This is a genomic window from Paraburkholderia sp. SSBN10T (assembly GCF_056619545.1).
Genome location: NZ_JBWQQI010000006.1, coordinates 283,684 through 300,006, shown reverse-complemented (window position 1 = coordinate 300,006; position 16,323 = coordinate 283,684). Strand labels below are relative to the sequence as shown.

Annotated in this window: 16 protein-coding genes; 5 read left to right on the top strand and 11 right to left on the bottom strand. The window is 65.8% G+C overall.

Features of this window, described 5'->3' with window-relative positions; translation table 11 throughout:
- Nucleotides 1-165: 165 nt before the first annotated feature.
- The 3 genes from AC1ECK_RS12240 to AC1ECK_RS12230 form a co-directional block, all read right to left on the bottom strand.
- Entirely contained in the window at nt 166-1,263 is a 1,098-nt protein-coding gene (locus AC1ECK_RS12240) for a saccharopine dehydrogenase family protein (RefSeq protein ID WP_480319304.1), read from the bottom strand.
- A 243-nt stretch (nt 1,264-1,506) separates the two neighbouring features.
- Nucleotides 1,507-1,971, bottom strand: a complete 465-nt coding sequence (locus AC1ECK_RS12235) for an Lrp/AsnC family transcriptional regulator (RefSeq protein ID WP_480319302.1) — start codon at nt 1,969-1,971, stop codon at nt 1,507-1,509.
- Nucleotides 1,972-2,018: 47 nt separating this feature from the next.
- On the bottom strand, nt 2,019-2,903 hold the full coding sequence (locus AC1ECK_RS12230; protein ID WP_480319300.1) for a LysR family transcriptional regulator: 885 nt from the start codon (nt 2,901-2,903) through the stop codon (nt 2,019-2,021).
- A 189-nt stretch (nt 2,904-3,092) separates the two neighbouring features.
- Between AC1ECK_RS12230 and AC1ECK_RS12225 the strand changes: the two genes are divergently transcribed.
- Both AC1ECK_RS12225 and AC1ECK_RS12220 read left to right on the top strand, forming a co-directional pair.
- The gene (locus tag AC1ECK_RS12225; RefSeq protein ID WP_480319298.1) at nt 3,093-3,548 is read left to right on the top strand and encodes a Spy/CpxP family protein refolding chaperone; all 456 of its coding nucleotides are present in this window, start codon (nt 3,093-3,095) and stop codon (nt 3,546-3,548) included.
- Nucleotides 3,549-3,759: 211 nt separating this feature from the next.
- Nucleotides 3,760-4,209 (top strand): PGDYG domain-containing protein, encoded by a 450-nt coding sequence (locus AC1ECK_RS12220; protein WP_480319297.1) that lies wholly within the window; start codon nt 3,760-3,762, stop codon nt 4,207-4,209.
- A gap of 4 nt (nt 4,210-4,213) precedes the next feature.
- On the opposite strand, the gene AC1ECK_RS12215 is transcribed toward AC1ECK_RS12220, so the two are convergent.
- The 8 genes from AC1ECK_RS12215 to AC1ECK_RS12180 form a co-directional block, all read right to left on the bottom strand.
- Nucleotides 4,214-4,579 (bottom strand): DUF3022 domain-containing protein, encoded by a 366-nt coding sequence (locus tag AC1ECK_RS12215; protein WP_480319296.1) that lies wholly within the window; start codon nt 4,577-4,579, stop codon nt 4,214-4,216.
- Nucleotides 4,580-4,623: 44 nt separating this feature from the next.
- On the bottom strand, nt 4,624-5,556 hold the full coding sequence (locus AC1ECK_RS12210; RefSeq protein WP_480319294.1) for a YhfC family intramembrane metalloprotease: 933 nt from the start codon (nt 5,554-5,556) through the stop codon (nt 4,624-4,626).
- Nucleotides 5,557-5,616: 60 nt separating this feature from the next.
- Nucleotides 5,617-6,828, bottom strand: coding sequence for a LacI family DNA-binding transcriptional regulator (locus AC1ECK_RS12205; RefSeq protein WP_480319292.1), 1,212 nt, complete (start codon nt 6,826-6,828; stop codon nt 5,617-5,619).
- 7 nt (nt 6,829-6,835) lie between these two features.
- The gene (locus AC1ECK_RS12200; protein ID WP_480319291.1) at nt 6,836-7,801 is read right to left on the bottom strand and encodes a 2-hydroxyacid dehydrogenase; all 966 of its coding nucleotides are present in this window, start codon (nt 7,799-7,801) and stop codon (nt 6,836-6,838) included.
- Between the two features lie 4 nt (nt 7,802-7,805).
- Nucleotides 7,806-9,089: an MFS transporter gene (locus AC1ECK_RS12195; RefSeq protein WP_480319289.1), complete on the bottom strand. Its 1,284-nt coding sequence runs from the start codon at nt 9,087-9,089 to the stop codon at nt 7,806-7,808.
- A gap of 126 nt (nt 9,090-9,215) precedes the next feature.
- Nucleotides 9,216-10,202 carry a sugar kinase gene (locus AC1ECK_RS12190; protein ID WP_480319286.1) on the bottom strand — a complete coding sequence of 329 codons (987 nt, stop codon included), beginning with the start codon at nt 10,200-10,202 and terminating at the stop codon, nt 9,216-9,218.
- Between the two features lie 61 nt (nt 10,203-10,263).
- The gene (locus tag AC1ECK_RS12185; protein WP_480319284.1) at nt 10,264-11,100 is read right to left on the bottom strand and encodes a sugar phosphate isomerase/epimerase; all 837 of its coding nucleotides are present in this window, start codon (nt 11,098-11,100) and stop codon (nt 10,264-10,266) included.
- 220 nt (nt 11,101-11,320) lie between these two features.
- Nucleotides 11,321-12,247, bottom strand: coding sequence for a LysR family transcriptional regulator (locus AC1ECK_RS12180; protein WP_480319282.1), 927 nt, complete (start codon nt 12,245-12,247; stop codon nt 11,321-11,323).
- A 123-nt stretch (nt 12,248-12,370) separates the two neighbouring features.
- Here AC1ECK_RS12180 and AC1ECK_RS12175 point away from each other — a divergent pair, with 123 nt between their 5' ends.
- From AC1ECK_RS12175 to AC1ECK_RS12165, 3 genes are all read left to right on the top strand, one after another.
- Nucleotides 12,371-13,456, top strand: a complete 1,086-nt coding sequence (locus AC1ECK_RS12175; RefSeq protein WP_480319280.1) for a YeiH family protein — start codon at nt 12,371-12,373, stop codon at nt 13,454-13,456.
- A 177-nt stretch (nt 13,457-13,633) separates the two neighbouring features.
- Complete coding sequence (locus AC1ECK_RS12170; protein ID WP_480319278.1) at nt 13,634-14,371, top strand: glutathione S-transferase; 738 nt, start codon at nt 13,634-13,636, stop codon at nt 14,369-14,371.
- A gap of 154 nt (nt 14,372-14,525) precedes the next feature.
- Nucleotides 14,526-16,259, top strand: a complete 1,734-nt coding sequence (locus tag AC1ECK_RS12165) for a ClcB-like voltage-gated chloride channel protein (RefSeq protein ID WP_480319276.1) — start codon at nt 14,526-14,528, stop codon at nt 16,257-16,259.
- Nucleotides 16,260-16,323 lie beyond the last annotated feature (64 nt).

The window sequence follows — 16,323 nt, the reverse complement described above, 5'->3', positions numbered from 1 at the left end:
TGACCACGCGCCGAAATCGTGGGCTGAAATCCAGCGCTGGAAATAAAAAAGCGCCCCCAATGACTGGGGGCGCCCGGGCAGCCCTCTGCGGAGCCGTTCCATTCTGCTTACCGCTTACCTACCTCACACGGCCCTCGAATTGGCCTATGACCGTCGTCTGGCTGCTTAAACCGTCGCCATCGCGTCGAGCGACTGGCCTTCGTATAGCTGTCCGAAGCGGTTCGCCAGGAAGTCGCGCAGCGACACCTGCTCCTGGCGGACAAACCCGCTTTGCGGCAGCTTCTTCTCGCGGAACAGGTCGAGCACGGCACACATCGCGCCTGCCGTGGTGATCTGGATCGCGCTCATCGGCATGCCGCACACCGTCTTCGCGAAGATCTTGCGGGTGAACACTTCTTCGACCAGTTGGCCGTTGCGCATCCCCGTCACCGTGATGAAGACCAGTACGACGTCCTGTGCGGTCGACGGCACCGAACGGCGCATGATCGACTTCAGCGTGTCGCGATCGGTGGCGAGGCGCAGGTCTTCGAGCAGGAATTTCATCAGCTCGCGGTGGCCCGGGTAGCGCACCGACTTGTAGTCGAGCGTTTCGACGCGGCCGGCCAGCGTTTCGCACAACGTACCGAGGCCGCCGGAGGTGTTGAAGGCTTCATACTCGATGCCGTCGAGCGAGAAATGTTCGAGACCTTCGAGCGGCTGCACCCATTGCGTGCGGCTGTCGCGAATCGCTTCGCACGGCTGGCAGTATTCGTTGATCAGACCGTCGACGCTCCACGTCAGGTTGTACTTCAGCGCGTTGGTCGGGAATTGCGGCAGCGCGCCCACGCGCATCTTGACGTCGCGGATTTCCGTGAAGCGCTTCGCCAGTTCATGCGCGGCAATGCCGATAAAGCCCGGTGCGAGGCCGCACTGCGGCATGAAGGCGTGGTCCGATGCGTCGGCGATCGCACGGATCGCGGTGGTGGCGCGCACGTCTTCGGTCAGGTCGAAGTAATGGACGCCGGCGCCCTTGGCGGCGGTCGCGACGTTCACGGCGAGGTAGTACGGCAGCGCGTTGATCAGCGCGTCGAAGCCTTGTACGGCTGCGCGAAGCGCGGCGGCGTCGGCCGAATCGACGCGGCGGGTCGGAATGCCCTGCTCGGCCAGCTTGTCGAGCGCCTGCTGATCGCGGTCGAACGCGACGACTTCGTAGTCGCCGGTTTCACGCAGCATATGGGCAATGGTGTGACCGATCAAACCTGCGCCAACGATGGCAACTTTCATGCGCTTCTCCTTGTTCTGTGTATGCTGTCTCCAGCTTCGAAAGTGCGCTGCGCTTGGCGCTGCGCCCGGCGGGCCGAACCCTTGCGATACAGTTTAGGGAGAAGCAAAAACAGTTTATAGGCACAAAATGCTGCGCTATGACCATTAAGATCGACGATATGACGAGTGAATACGTCAATTTGACCAAATGACGTAAAAGCAGCGTAAACGCGCCCCCCGAAGCTCGCTGCCCAATCCCCTCAGTCAGCCCCCAATCATGCCCCGATCGATCTTACGGGCCAGAATGATCGAGGTCGTCGTGCGCTCGACCCCCTCCAGCGCACCGATCTGGTCGAGCAGATCGTTCAGCCTGTCCGGGGAATCCGCGCGCAGCCACGCGACGTAATCGAACTCGCCGCTCACCGCGCACAGCAACTGCACCTCGGGCATCTTGCCCAAACGCCTCTGTACGTCCGGACCGTGCTTCGGCGCGATGATGATGCCGACATACGCGTAGATGCTCGCATCGAGCACATCCTGACCGAGCCGCACGCTGTAGCCCGCAATCACATTGGTGCGTTCGAGCCGCGCGATGCGCGCGATCACGGTGGTGCGCGCCACGCCGAGCTGGCGCGCGAGGTCCGCGACGCTTTCGCGCGCGTTGGCCTGCAACAGCGCAACGAGGTTGCGGTCGAGGTCGTCGAGTTGGTCGAGGCGCGGTGGTCTCATCGATGGCGATCTGGTTTGAAAAGAGTCAAGTAGCGGATTATCGCCGCTCACGCGCCGAGGCGCTCCATCACGAAGTCGATAAAGCTCGTCAGCTTCGGCGTCGCGCGCCGGTCACGCGGATAGATCAGATGCACGGGCGAGCCCGGCGGCAAAAATTCATCGAGCACCGGCACCAGTTCGCCACGGGCAATCTCGCTGGCGAGCAGCGCCTCCGGCTGCAACACCAGACCGAAGCCGCGCAACGCGGCCACCTTGAGCGCCTGGCCGTTGTTGGCGCGAAACCGTCCCGCCCGCAACGGACTCTCGCCTTCCGGTTCGCCGTTGAGCCGCCAGATCCCCTCGCGTCCCCAATGCAGAAAACCGAGGCACTCGTGCTGCGCCAGATCGGCCGGGGTGCGCGGCGTGCCGGCCCGCGCGAGATACCCGGGCGAGGCGCAGGCGCGCATCCGGTAAGGCTTGAGCGGTCGCGCGACAAAGCTCGAATCCGGCAGACGGCCGATCCGTACGGCCGCGTCGAAGCTCTCTTCAACGAGATCGATCACGCGGTTCGACAGGTCGAGTTCGAGACTCACGTCCGGCCACGCCGTGAGGTAGTCGGTCATCGCCGGGGCGAACACTTCGACGCCGAAGGTGAGCGGCGCGGTCACCTTCAGCAGGCCGCGCGGCGTTGCGCTCATCGCTTCGGCCAGCGACTCGGCCGCTTTCACATCGGCCAGAATGCGCCGACACTGCTCGTAGTACTGACGACCGATCTCGGTCAGACTTTGACGGCGCGTCGTGCGCGTCAGGAGCCGGGTGGCAAGGCGCGTCTCCAGCGAGCGGATATGCTTGCCGACCATCGCCGACGAAATGTCGAAGCGTTCGGCCGCCGCTGTCAGGCTGCCGGCCTCGACCACGGCCACGAAGATTTCCATGCTGACCAGTTTATCCACCCGCTGTTTCCTGTTCGTTTCGGTTGTAAGCGTTTGTCGCAATGTAGACGCATTGTAGGGATATCGTGTTACTAATAACGCGCTTGGCAAAGCGGTCGTTCCGGCCGGCGCATCAGCAGCACGCCGTACGCATGACCCGCGCCTTGTCCGCACGCTGTATCCGAATACGAACGAACATCAGGAGTTTCGATGAAAAAAGCACTGGTAATCCTGGCCTCCGCGCTTGCCATGAGCGGCGCCTTCGCACAGACCGCCGCACCGGCCTCGGCGCCTGTCGCAGCCGCCGCACCGGCGGGCAAGCACGAGCGCAACGTGGAAGACCGCATCGCATACCTGCACTCGCAGCTCAAGATCACGCCGGCGCAGGAACCGCAGTGGAACGCTTTTGCCGACGTGATGCGCAGCAACGGCGAGACCATGGGCGATCTGTACAAGCAACGCAAGGCGGCCACCAACCAGTCCGCGCTCGACGACATGAAGCAATACGCGACCATCGCCCAGGCACACGCCGACGGCATGAAGAAGCTGGTCGACGCGTTCGATCCGCTCTACAACAGCCTCTCGCCGGAACAGAAGACGCTGGCCGATCAGACCTTCCGTCAACAGCCGCATGGCGGCAAGAAGCACGGCAAGGCTCCGCAGTAAGGATGTGAGGCTGGGTTGAGCCACATGCGGAACAGGGCAGCGCAGTCCTGCTGCCCTTCTCTTGAAGCAAGACGGCCACGGTAAGCACCGCGGTCTCCATGCCCTCCGCTCGAACGCTTAAGATAACGCCTGCCCTCACCGGCAGGCGTTGTGCTTTATGCTTCTGGCATCATTCGCGTATCCAGCTTTTTCCTTACCGGCAACCTGCTTCATGATCGAACTCAAGAATCTCGACCTGCGCTCCGACGCAGCCGCTCAACGTGTCGTCAAGGACGAAACCGTCACCGTCGAATTTGCTACCGCCGACGGCGAACTGATGAGCCTCGAAGGCCCGAACCGCTACACGCACGGCGACGCGCTGATCACAGGCGCCACCGGCGAGCGCTGGGTGGTCTCGCGCGATCGCTTCGATGCGAAATATCTCCCCGCTGCCGCAGGCCTCGCCCACGGCGAGCCGGGTGCATACCGCAACCGTCCGGCGGTCGTGCTGGCTCGGCAAATGAACGAACCGTTCTCGCTGGCGCGTTCGGCGGCCGGGGGCGACGTGCTGCGCGGCACCGCGGGCGACTGGGTCATGCAATACGCGCCGGGCGACTATGGCGTTGTGCAGGCAGCGCGCTTTGCCAAGGTGTACCGGCGCGCGGACCAGGCAAGCCGCTGAACCGTCACGCGAACTGCTCGTCCAGTTCGATCGTCACCTCGCGCGGCACGGCCTCGCCGTTCGCGTACTGCTCTTCGAGCGAGCCGATGGTCGCTTCAGCGTACGCCCGCAGCACCGCAAAGCTGCGGCCACGATGCCGCGGCGGCAACGCCCGGTAGCGCGCCCATACGGCCGGCGAGCTCACCACACTCACCGTGATCCGGCGCGCCGCCGCGCCGAAGCGCATCGCAACCCAGTGGACCGCGAGTGTCGGCGTGCCGTCCTCGGCGGGACGTTCGATGAACTGGGTCTGTTCGGGAAACAGGTCGCTGATGACCCGCGCCAGCTCTTCCACATCGGGGCTCGCGCAGTCGTATTGGTAGGCTTCCATTTTTACAGGCCAAAGGTTGGAGAATTGCCGGAGGATAGCCGCGCTCAGGCGCCGCTGGCCGTGCGCCGGAACAGCTTGACGAGCACGGCGGCCACCAGCACCGCCAGCACAGCATACAGGCCATCCACTGCGTAGAGCGGTAGCACCCTTGCCTGAAACAACGCCGCGGGCACGTCGACGAGCGCGTGCGCGAGGATGGCGAGCGGCAGGATACCGCGCCAGCCGGCTCGCACGCCACGCCACATCAGCACCGACAGGCCGATCTGGAACACCAGCGCGGCCGCCCGTTCAAGCACGAAAATCCCCGTTGTCTGCGGCGACAGGCTCGCGAGGATCAGATGGATACGCATCAGCGAATCGACCGGAAGATTGCCCAGATAGGTATCGAGCTCGCTGCGGTTTTCCAGCACTGCGAAAACGATCCACTGTATCTGCACCAGCACCCCGACCATCCACGCCTCCGCGCCGCCATGGCCGATGCCGTAGCCGAGCGCCGTGCTGTCGCCCTTCGAGGTCGGCGCCGCTGTCTTCCTGCGCATCGCCACGCGCGCCTCCAATGAAGGCCGCGAGGCCGCCGTAGTGGCCTCGCGAGCGGCGCTCGTGACGGCTCCATCCGTGGTCCGGTTCGCCGACGCATCCGGCGCCGCATCAGCCGCCATGGCGCGCCGCCACATCAGCTTCATGGCGACGAAGCGCCCCACTTCCTCGCATACCCCCGCCGCCAGCGCGCCGTAGATCACGAACACAAGCGGATTGGACAACCATGCCGCGGTGGTCTCGTTCTGATGCAGGACATAACCATTCAAGGCGCGTTCGATCACCATGGCGCACAGCGCGAACACGGCAACGCCGGCAATCGCATCGCGGGCGCTCAGCCCGAGAGGACGGTGCAGGCGACGGTAGAGGACAATCGGTAGAACGGCGACGAACAGCGTCGCGAGTGCGAGACAGGTAAGCGTGAGCGGTGCAACGACCATGGGTTTCCTTGCGATGACCGGCGCGCACCCGCTGCGCGCCGCAGCCCGAATCATCGCAGATCAGCGCGAAGTTGACGCGCGCACGATCAATTCGCCGGGTAGCAGACAGTCGCGCACGGCCGTCTGAACCCCGTCGATGCGTTCATGCAAAAACTCCACCGCGCGGTAGCCGATCTGATAGGTCGGCTGGCGGATCGTCGTGATGCCGGCGAATTCGGCCCACTCGGGGTCGTCGACGGACAGCAGCGCGATGCGCTCCTGCCAGCGTGCGCCGTAGCGTGCGTTCAGATGGCGGGCGAGGCACAGCGCGACGGGAGCGTTGGCTGCAAACAGCGCGAGGCGGCGCATATCCTTGGCGGCAGTAGCGTGCGGGTGGCCGGGGACGGCGCCTGACGGCGCGTCGGACGTGGTGCCTGGTGTCGTGCCGGACGCGAGATCGACGGGGACACCGTGCACGAGGTCGAGCGTGGCGCCGGTCGTGAAGTCGAGGCTCACGCTTGGAGTAACGCCAGCCACGTCCTCGAGCGCGGTGTCCAACGCGCGATCGAGCTCGGCGAGTATCGCCTCGACCGCCGCTGCATCGCCCAGTTCCAGCACGACGGTCCGGCCTCGCGCCCGCGTTTGCCCGTCGATCGCCGCGCGAAACGCCGCCTCGCGCAAGCGCCGCGAACTGACGTGCTCGAACGGTTGCACGACGAGCCAGATGTCCTCGAAGCCGCGCTCGAGCAGATGACGCGTGCCCAGTTCGGCCGCAGCGGTATTGTCGAGCCCGACCAGATCGGCGACGAGGCCGTCCACCGTGCGGTCCACCAGCACGGCGGGAATCCCGCCTTCCCCGACCGGCCGCAAGGTCTCGTCGCGCACGCCGAGCGCGTTGACGATCACGCCCTCCACCCGGTAAGTGGTGAGCAGTTGCAGATAGCGGCGCTCCATCTCCACTTCGTTGGCCGCATGGCAGATCAAGGGCATATAGCCAAGCGCGTGGCAGGCCGCTTCGACGCCTTGCAGCACCTCGACCGAAAACGGATTGGTCAGGTCCGCGACCAGCATGCCGATCAGCCGGTTGCGGCCGCGCTTCAGGCCACGCGCCATCTGATTGGGCTGATAGTCGAGACGCTCGATCGCCGCTTCGATGCGGGCACGCAGCTCCGGCGACAACACGCTCAGCTCGCCGTTCAGATAGCGCGAGACGCTGGTCTTGCCGGTGCCGGCTTCGCGGGCTACGTCGCTGATGGTGGCGCGGCGCGGCGCGAGGGTATGCGGAGTACTCACGATGTGCTCACTTGCGTAGAACGTCGCGATTCACGACGTTGCGGGTCAGCGTGCCGGCGAGCGCGGCGACCAGATTCTCGGCCGCGTTCAATGCCATTGCGTGGCGCGTCTCGTGCGTCGCCGAACCGATATGCGGCAGCGCCACCACGTTGGGCAGCGACAGCAGCGGCGAAGCGGCAGGCAGCGGCTCGGTTTCGAACACGTCGAGACCCGCCGCGTGAATCGTGCCGGCACGCAATGCCTCCAGCAGCGCGGCCTCGTCGACGGTCGCACCGCGTGAAGCGTTGATCAGGATCGCGCTCTTCCTCATCGCGCGCAGTTCGGCCGCGCCGATCAGGTGCTGCGTCTCGGGCGTGAGCGGCACCTGCAGGCAGACGAAATCGGCCCTCGCCAGCAGTTCGGCCAGCTCCACACGGCGCGCGCCGTAGGCCGCCTCCGCTTGCGGGTTCGGGCTGCGGTTGGTGTACAGCACCTGCATGTTGAAACCCAGCGCCGCGCGCCGCGCCACGGCGCCGCCAATGCGGCCCAGCCCGACGATGCCGAGCGTCTTGCCCTGCACGTCGAGCCCGAACTGCGCGGGGCCGATGCTTTTCTGCCACTGCCCGGCCTTGACCCAGTCGGCCAGTTCGACCACCCGGCGGGCCGTCGCGAGAATCAGCGCAAACACCGTATCGGCGGTCGATTCGGTCAGCACGTCCGGCGTATGCGCGAGCACGATGCCGCGCTGCGTGAGATCGGCGACATCGAAGTTGTCGAAGCCTACCGAGATGGTAGACAGCGCCTTGAGTTTCGTCGCGCCGTCGAGCATGGCCGGGGTGATCTTCACGCTCGCGCCGATCGCGCCGTCCGCGTCCCTGAGCGCCGCGACGAACGCATCGTGTTGCGCGGCATCGACCTGCACGACCTCGGCATGCTCGCGCAGATACGCAAGCACATCGTCGGGCAGCGGCTTGTAGGCGACAATCGTCTTCATCAGCTTATTTTCCTTGCAAGGGTGAGGCGACGAGCGGTGCGGCGGCTGCCGGCTGCGGCTTCACGGCGAGCGTCAGAAGCACCGCGGCGACCAGCGCCACGCTCATGAACGCATAGGATGCAGCCGGCGAGCCGGTGGCGCCGTTCAGATAGCCGACCACGTACGAACCGACGAACGAGCCGAGCGCGCCCATGCTGTTGATCAAGGCCATCGCGCCACCGGCGACGTTCTTCGGCAGCAGCTCCGGCACGATGGCGAAGAACGGTCCGTACGGCGCGTACATCGCGGCGCCGGCGACGACCAGCAGGACATACGAAATCCAGAAATGCGTCGAGCCGATCGCATAGGACGCCGCAAACGCCACCGCGCCGATCAGCAGGAACGGCCAGACGAACACCTTGCGACGATTCAGTTTATCCGAAGCCCACGACGCACCCAACATGGCGATAGTCGCGGTCAGATACGGCAGCGCCGAGAGCCAGCCGGTTTCCACCATGCCGAGCGTCGAGCCGTTCTTCAGGATCGACGGCAGCCACAGCACGAAACCGTACACGCCGATACTCCAGCAGAAATACTGCGCGCACAGCTTGATCACCGCGGCGGAGCGGAACGCTTCGGCATAGTTGCGCACCGGCTTGATCGCGGCCTGTTCGGCACGCAAGACTTCGGCGAGATCGTCCTTCTGCTGCTGCGTGAGCCACGACACCTGCGCCGGCTTGTCCCGCACGATGAACCACCAGCACACGGCCCAGACGATGGCCGGGGCGCCTTCCGCAATGAACATCTGGCGCCAGCCGAACGAATGCACCAGATACCCGGACAGCACCGACATCCACAACACCGTGACCGGATTGCCGAGGATCAGGAAAGTGTTGGCGCGAGAGCGCTCGCGCTTGGTGAACCAGTTGCTGATAAAAATCAGCATGGCCGGCATCACCGCCGCTTCGACCACGCCGAGCAGAAAACGAATCACCATCAACGACGGGATATTGCTGACGATGCCCGTTAGCGCCGCGCAGCCGCCCCACAGGATCAGGCTCCAGAACACCAGCTTTTTTACGCTGCGCCGTTCGGCGTAGATCGCACCGGGGATCTGGAAAAAGAAGTAGCCGAGAAAGAACAGCGCCCCGATCAGCGACGCCAGCCCCTTGCTGATGCCGAGATCCTGGTTGATCCCGGCCGCGGCCGCGAAGCCGAAATTCGCGCGGTCGAGATACGCGAGGCTGTACGTGATGAATACGATCGGCATGATCGTCCACCAGCGGCGAATCGCAAGCGATGAGGTCATGGTTTGTCTCCTGTCCGTTGGATCGGGGTGCCGTCGGCTGCCGCGTACTGATACCCGCGTCTGCGGCATCTTGTTGTTATGCGTCGAGCGTTTTACGTCTAAGCGGCTAACTGCAAAGCTTGCGCCTCAGCCGACGCCGCTCAAAGCGGTGTCCGCGGCGCAGGCGTCGGCCTGCTCCAGCGCGTCGAGCTCGGCGCGGCTCGGCAGGCCTTCGGAATCGCCGATCACCTGGATCGCCAGCGCGCCGATCCGGTTGCCACGCGCCACGGCTTGCAGCAACGACCGTCCTTCCAGCAAGGCGCTAACCACGCCGACCGCGAAACCATCGCCCGCCCCCACGGTGTCGACCACTCTCGCGACCGGCTGGGAGGCGACCACGCCGGCCTCGTCCGCCGTGCGGTAGTAGGCGCCGCGCGCGCCGAGCTTGATGATGACGCCGCGCGCGCCGCGCTCCAGATAGAAACTCGCGATGTCCTCGGGCTTCGTGTACCCGGTCAGGATCTCGCCTTCGCCGATTCCCGGCAACACCCAGTCCGCCAGTTCGGCCAGCGCATTCAGGCCTTCGACCATCGCCGCGCGCGACGGCCACAGCGTCGGGCGCAGGTTCGGATCGAACGAGATCGTCTTGCCTGCCGCACGCATTTCCCGCGCCAGCAGAAAGGCCAGTTCGCGCGACGACGCGGAGATCGCGGGCGCCACGCCGGTCAGGTGTAGGTGACGCGCCGGCAGCACGTAGAACGGCGCGTAGTCGTCCGGCGACAGGTGGCTCGCCGCCGAGCCTTTGCGGAAATACTCGACCGCTGGGTCGCTGCCGTCGTCGCTTTTCGACTTCAGTTGAAAGCCGGTCGGATAGCGCTCGTCGGTCGTCACACGCTGCTGGTCGATACCTTCGTGGCTCAGGACTTCGCGGACGTACTGGCCGAACGAATCGTTGCCGACCCGGCTCATCCAGCCCACCTTGAAACCGAGCCGCGCGAGACCGATCGCCACGTTCAGGTCGGCGCCCGCGACGCGTTTGGTGAACCGGCCGACACCGGCGAGCGGGCCGGTTTCGGCGGCAACGAACATCGCCATCGCTTCGCCGTAGGTGATGACATCGAGAGTGGGGTTCATAGCGTTTCCTGATCGTACGGATTCATGCCGTGCACGGGGCCTGGCGGGTTGAGTCGGCCCATCACGCGGCAACCAGCGAGGCGACGTAGTGCGACGCGTCCGCTGCGACACGGCTCGTGTCGAACGGAAATTCGATACCGCGCGGCGCCTCGCGAGGCAAAAGCTGCAGGGTTCCCGCGAACAACGGATCGTCCGCCGCCGGAGCCACCGCAAAGCGCCGCGCGCCCTCGCCCGCGACCGCCTTGCAGTGGATGTATTCGACATGCGGCGCGAGTTGCCGCGCGGCTTCGAGGGGCGCTTCGCCAGGCCACTGCCAGTTGCCGATGTCGAACGTCATGCCCAGAATGCCGGCGTGTCCCTCGCGTTGCAACGCATCGAACAGGCCGGCGAACTGGACGATCAGTCCACCTTCGCGCAACTGGCCGTTTTCGACCACGAGGCGGGCGCGCACGCCCTGCAGGCAGGCGGCGATCCGGGCGCCATGGGCGTGGGCCGGAGCGCCGGCGGTGAAGTGGTCGAGCGCATGATCGGCATTGACAGGGCTGCCCGGTTTTTGCACATCAGCGCCGAAGCCGCCAAGCTGCAGTTTCACGAAGCGCGCACCTAGCGCATCCGCCTGCGTCACGGCTAGCCGCAAGGCGGCTTCGTCGAGCGCGCCGCTTGCCGTGTAGAGCGACACGGGCGTCGAGTAGACCGACCACAAGCCATGCGCCCCGATCGTTTCGCCGAGCGCACGCAAGGCCGGCAAGCTGGCCTGCGCCTCGGAGGCGAACAGCTCGCTGCGCACCTCGAAGGCCGCCGCGCCGGCGCGCGCCGCGACTTCTACCCAGGCCGCGTGGCCGTCGCGCCGGATCGCATCGGCGCCGAAAGCACTCGCGACAATCGCTATCTCGGACATTTGCTAATCACCCTGCTTTCTCTCGATTTCGCACAGATGGAACCGGTTCCATCTGATTATTTAAAAAAAGCGCCGATGCGCTTCTGTTACGAGATAGTGCTCCCTGAGCGAGCCTTGGCGCCATAGTGGAAATCCCTAAAACACGGGTGCAGGTTCGTGGAGCGTATCGTGCACGTTCCGGCGCAACAAGACTTCGCCCCACGCTGGGGTTCAAACGCAATCAGACCGCATCCTCGGCGGTCAGCGCCAGAAACCGCTCCACCACCCGCGACGGCGCGCTGGCGTGCGGGATCAGGATCGAGAAATGCCGTGTCAGCGGTTCAGGGCTGAGCGAGAACAGGCATAACGCCCCGCCCTCGTGGCGCATCGACATGGCCGACACGAAGCCGATTCCCATGCCCGCGCGCACCGCCTCTTTCACGCCTTCGACGCCGGCAATCTCGAGGGCGACCCGCATCGGCACGCCGGCACGCGCGAACGCCCGCTCGACCATCTGCCGCACGCCCGAGCCGGCTTCGCGCAGCACCAGCGGGTGCGCACCCAGCGCTTCCAGTTCGATCCGACCGGCCGCTGCGGCGGCGCCCGGAGCCGCGTCGCACCCGGCCGGCAAACCCTGCGCGAGCGGATGCGCGCGCGGCATGATCGCCACGATCTCATCCTCCCGCCACGGATGCACGGCGGTATCCGGTGGCAGATCGGCCCCGACCGGCCCTTCGACCATCGCGATATCGAGCGACGCCAGCGCCCCGACGATATCGGCGGTATTGCCGTCGACGGTATGCAGCGTCACCTCCGGATAGCGCCGGTGAAATCCGGCAATCAGATACGGCAACAGGTAGCTGGCCGGCGTCGTGCTCGCGCCGACGCGCAGCGTGCCGCGCTCCAGTCCGCGCAACGCATCGCGGTAGGCGTGCGCCTGCCGCCAGGTGTCGCGCAAACGGCCGGCGTAGCTGGCGAGCTGCTCGCCTGCCGGGGTCAGCCGCACCCCGCGGCCGTCGCGCTGATAGAGCGCCTCGCCGAACTCGTCCTGCAACTGGCGCAACTGCCCCGACACCGCCGGCTGCGACAGATGCAAGGCAACTGCCGCCCGGCTGATGTTGCGATGCTCGGCGACGGCGGCGAAAGTTATAAGCTGATCGGGGGTCATGGGAAGTAAATATCGTTTCAGCAGATAGTTTACGTCACAAATGACGATTTTTCATGTTGATATATTCAAACTAGGATAAGCGTACTCAATCAGAACCGCCTTCCAGGCGGGCACCCAAGCATCATGTCCACCGCCCAGATTCACGCCGCTCACGACCACGCCGTTTCCTCCACCCGAGGACAGCTCAACGGCATCCTGTTCGTCGCCCTGTTCGCCGCCGCCGTCACGCGCATCGCCGCGCTGCCGGCCATCGCCGGCCTCGGCCTCAGCCCGCTGATCGTCGGCATCGTTGCGGGCGCCCTGTACGGCAATGCGCTGCGCGACGGCATGCCCGCCAGTTGGGCGGCAGGCGTCAACTTTTCCGCGCGCAAGCTGCTGCGCATCGCCGTGGCGTTCTTCGGCCTGCGCGTGAGCCTGCAGGAAATCGCCCAGGTCGGCTTGCCGGGCTTTGTGGAATCGGTGTTGGTGGTCGTCAGCACGCTCACCATCGGCACGTGGGCCGGCATGAAGCTGATGAAGCTCGACCGCGACACCGCGCTCCTCACCGCCGCCGGCAGTGCGATCTGCGGCGCGGCGGCGGTGCTTGCCTTCGAATCGACGCTGCAATCGAAGCCGCACAAGAGCGCGATGGCGGTCGGCAGCGTGGTGCTGTTCGGCACCCTGTCGATGTTCCTCTACCCGATCCTGTTCAAGGCGGGCTGGCTGCATCTCGATACGGTCGGCGCGGGCCTGTTTTTCGGCGGCACGATTCATGAAGTGGCGCAGGTCGTGGGCGCGGCCAGCAACGTCAGCCCGGAAGCCACCCACATTGCGACCATCGTCAAGATGACGCGGGTGATGCTGCTGGTGCCGGTGCTGCTCGCGATCGGCGTGTGGCTCAACCGCCCGGCGCGCAGCGCGGCGCCAGGTGCGCAATCCGCTGTGCGGCATGCGCCGCGCAAGCTGGCGATTCCCTGGTTCGCGCTCGGCTTCCTCGGCTTCGTGGTGATGAATTCGCTGCATGTCCTGCCCGAAGCGGCCACCCAAACCCTGAACACGCTCGACACCTTCGCACTGACCATGGCCATGACGGCACTCGGCATCGAAACCCGCATTGCGCAGATCCGCGAAGCCGGCCCGCGCGCGCTCACCACCGGGCTGATCCTGTACGTGTGGCTGATCGGCGGAGGGCTCGGCATCACCTGGGCCGTGCAGCGCCTGCTTGGCTGATGCGCCGGCTTGAAGCACCATGTCGAAGCGCGAGGCTAACGCCGCGCGTCAGGCTACGAACCCCGCTGCGTGCGGGGTTTTGCGCATCGCGGTGCACAACGCCGCGCGCCCGGGCAGCATACTGGCCGTGCGCGCGACGCCCCGCGCCATCTGGACCAGCCGAATGAGGATCGATCGATGAGCTTTGAACTCTACTATTGGGACGGCTTGCAGGGTCGCGGCGAATTCGTGCGGCTCGCGCTGGAGGAAGCACGTGCTGACTACGTCGAGGTCGCACGCGGCGACGAAGCACAGGGCCTCGGCACCGGTGCGATGCTGGCCGTGATGCGCAGCCGGAGCGAGGCGTGCCCGCCGTTCGCGCCGCCGTTTCTGCGTGACGGCGAACTGCTGATCTCGCAGACCGCGAACATCCTCTTCTACCTCGGCCCGAAGCTCGGCCTCGCGCCCGCCGACGAGGGCCTGCGCTATGTGGCGAACGGCCTGCAACTGACGATTGCCGACGTCGTCACCGAAGTTCACGAGACCCATCACCCGCTCGCCTCCGGCCTCTACTACGAGGAACAGAAGGATGCCGCCAAGCTGCGCGCGCATGATTTCATCGACCAGCGCTTGCCGAAATTCATGCGCTACTTCGAGCGCGTGCTGCAGCAGAATCCGGCGGGCGACGCGCATCTGGTCGGCCCCGCGCTGACCTACGTCGACCTCTCGATGTTCCAGTTGATCGACGGTCTGCATTACGCCTTTCCGCGGGCAACCCGGCGTTTCGGCGAGCACTACCCGCGCCTCGCCGCGTTGCACGATGCGGTCGCGGCGCGCCCGAACATCGCGGCCTATCTGGCCTCGGAGCGGCGCCTCGCCTACAACGAGTCGGGCATCTTCCGGCACTATCCGGAACTCGACAAGGCCGTCCGGTGAGCGTCACGCAGGCCCCGACGGTTCATCGCGCCCGGCGCGGCGAGCGCGGGTTGCGCCGGTCCCAAACCGCCCCGTCGGGCCGCTCCCAGGCGCACCGCGCAATGCTATTCTTGCGCGCGGTTTCTCTCCACTCATCACCTGGCCTGCTGCCGTCGTGCTTTCATTCCTGCTGAAGCTGCGCACCCGCGCGCAAGAGATGTTCCGGCTGTCGGACGCCCACACGATGCTGGTCTGGTCGGTGGTGGTGGGCGTCGCGGGCGCGTTTGCGACCATCGCCTTTCGCGAGGCCATCTCGCTGCTGCAACTGGGGTTTGTCGGCCACTCGGGCAGCTTCGTGGAGATGGCGCGCGGCCTGCCGTGGACCGTGCGCATCTGCTTGCCCGCCGCGGGCGGCCTGATTGCCGGCTTCCTGCTGCTGGTCGCGCGCCGCCACGCGGACAAGAACGGCCACACCGACTACATGGAAGCCGTGGCGATCGGCGACGGCGTGGTGCCGGTGCGCCTGAGCTTCTGGCGCAGCGTCTCGTCGCTGTTCACGATCTCGAGCGGCGGCTCGATCGGCCGTGAAGGGCCGATGGTGCAACTGGCGGCGCTCGCCGCCTCGCTGATTGGCCGCTGGGTGCATTTCGACCCACCGCGCCTGCGTCTGCTGGTGGCCTGCGGCGCGGCAGCCGGCATCACCTCGGCGTATAGCGCGCCGATTGCCGGCGCCTTCTTCGTGACCGAGATCGTGCTCGGCTCGATGGCGATGGAAAGCTTCGGGCCGGTCGTGGTTGCCGCGGTGGTCGCGAACATCACCATGCGCGAGTTCACGAGCTACCGTCCGCCTTATGAGATGCCGGCGTTTCCGCCCATAGCCGGCCTCGAAGTCCTGCTGTTCGTCGCGCTAGGCGTGCTGTGCGGCGCAGCGGCGCCACAGTTCCTGCGCATGCTCGACGTCTCGAAGGCGGGGTTTCGCAAGCTGCCCTTGCCGCTCCCCGTAAGACTCGCGTTGGGCGGTTTTGTCGTGGGCATTCTGTCGGTCTGGTCGCCCGAGGTTTGGGGCAATGGCTACAGCGTCGTCAACTCGATCCTCCATTCGCCGTGGACCTGGACGGCGCTTGTCTTCGTGCTGGTCTTCAAGCTGATCGCCACCGCCGCTACTGCCGGTTCGGGGGCGGTAGGCGGGGTTTTCACGCCGACGCTGTTCGTCGGCGCGGTGGTCGGCTCGCTGTTCGGCCTCGGCATGCATGCGTTGTGGCCGCACGGAACCTCGGCGCCCTACGCGTACGCCATGGTCGGCATGGGCGCATTCCTCGCCGGCGCCACCCAGGCACCGCTGATGGCGATCCTGATGATCTTCGAGATGACGCTCAGCTATCAGGTCGTGCTGCCGCTGATGCTGTCGTGCGTGGTCGCGTATTTTGTGGCGCGCGCCATCGGCAAGACTTCGATGTACGAGATCACCCTGCACCGCAACCGCGAGGAACAGGAACGCGAGCGCCTGCGCGCCACCCAGATGCGCGAACTGATCCGCCCGGCCGAGACGGTGGTGACGCCCGCCGCGACGGTGCAGGACATGACGCGGGTGTTCCTCGAATATCCGGTGAAATATCTGTACGTGGCCGACGAGCACGGCGCATTCCTCGGCGTGGTCGCGCTGAAGGACATCACCTCCGACCTGCTGGAAAAGCGCGACACCGCGACGAAAACCGCCGCCGACTACCTTCAGGCGCACTTCGACGTGCTGACGCCCGATATGCCGCTCGGCGTCGCGCTGCAGCACTTCATGGCGTTCCAGGGCGAGCGGTTGCCGGTCATCGAGAGTCTCGCGCATCCGAAACTGGCCGGGGTCGTCTACAAGACCTCGCTGCTCGACGCCTATTTCCGCATGAATCCGACCCGCTAAACGCTTGCGGCACCGGGACCGGACTCACCTCGCGCCAGACGCCAGGCCCGGCGCCTGCCCGCGT

Bases quoted from the DNA above. Each gene is read 5' to 3' on its own strand.
- AC1ECK_RS12225 (WP_480319298.1), top strand. From the start codon at position 3,093: ATGAAAAAAGCACTGGTAATCCTGGCCTCCGCGCTTGCCATGAGCGGC.
- AC1ECK_RS12200 (WP_480319291.1), bottom strand. From the start codon at position 7,801: ATGAAGACGATTGTCGCCTACAAGCCGCTGCCCGACGATGTGCTTGCG.
- AC1ECK_RS12210 (WP_480319294.1), bottom strand. From the start codon at position 5,556: ATGGTCGTTGCACCGCTCACGCTTACCTGTCTCGCACTCGCGACGCTG.
- AC1ECK_RS12240 (WP_480319304.1), bottom strand. From the start codon at position 1,263: ATGAAAGTTGCCATCGTTGGCGCAGGTTTGATCGGTCACACCATTGCC.
- AC1ECK_RS12215 (WP_480319296.1), bottom strand. From the start codon at position 4,579: ATGGAAGCCTACCAATACGACTGCGCGAGCCCCGATGTGGAAGAGCTG.
- AC1ECK_RS12180 (WP_480319282.1), bottom strand. From the start codon at position 12,247: ATGACCCCCGATCAGCTTATAACTTTCGCCGCCGTCGCCGAGCATCGC.
- AC1ECK_RS12190 (WP_480319286.1), bottom strand. From the start codon at position 10,202: ATGAACCCCACTCTCGATGTCATCACCTACGGCGAAGCGATGGCGATG.
- AC1ECK_RS12175 (WP_480319280.1), top strand. From the start codon at position 12,371: ATGTCCACCGCCCAGATTCACGCCGCTCACGACCACGCCGTTTCCTCC.
- AC1ECK_RS12170 (WP_480319278.1), top strand. From the start codon at position 13,634: ATGAGCTTTGAACTCTACTATTGGGACGGCTTGCAGGGTCGCGGCGAA.
- AC1ECK_RS12195 (WP_480319289.1), bottom strand. From the start codon at position 9,089: ATGACCTCATCGCTTGCGATTCGCCGCTGGTGGACGATCATGCCGATC.
- AC1ECK_RS12220 (WP_480319297.1), top strand. From the start codon at position 3,760: ATGATCGAACTCAAGAATCTCGACCTGCGCTCCGACGCAGCCGCTCAA.
- AC1ECK_RS12185 (WP_480319284.1), bottom strand. From the start codon at position 11,100: ATGTCCGAGATAGCGATTGTCGCGAGTGCTTTCGGCGCCGATGCGATC.
- AC1ECK_RS12235 (WP_480319302.1), bottom strand. From the start codon at position 1,971: ATGAGACCACCGCGCCTCGACCAACTCGACGACCTCGACCGCAACCTC.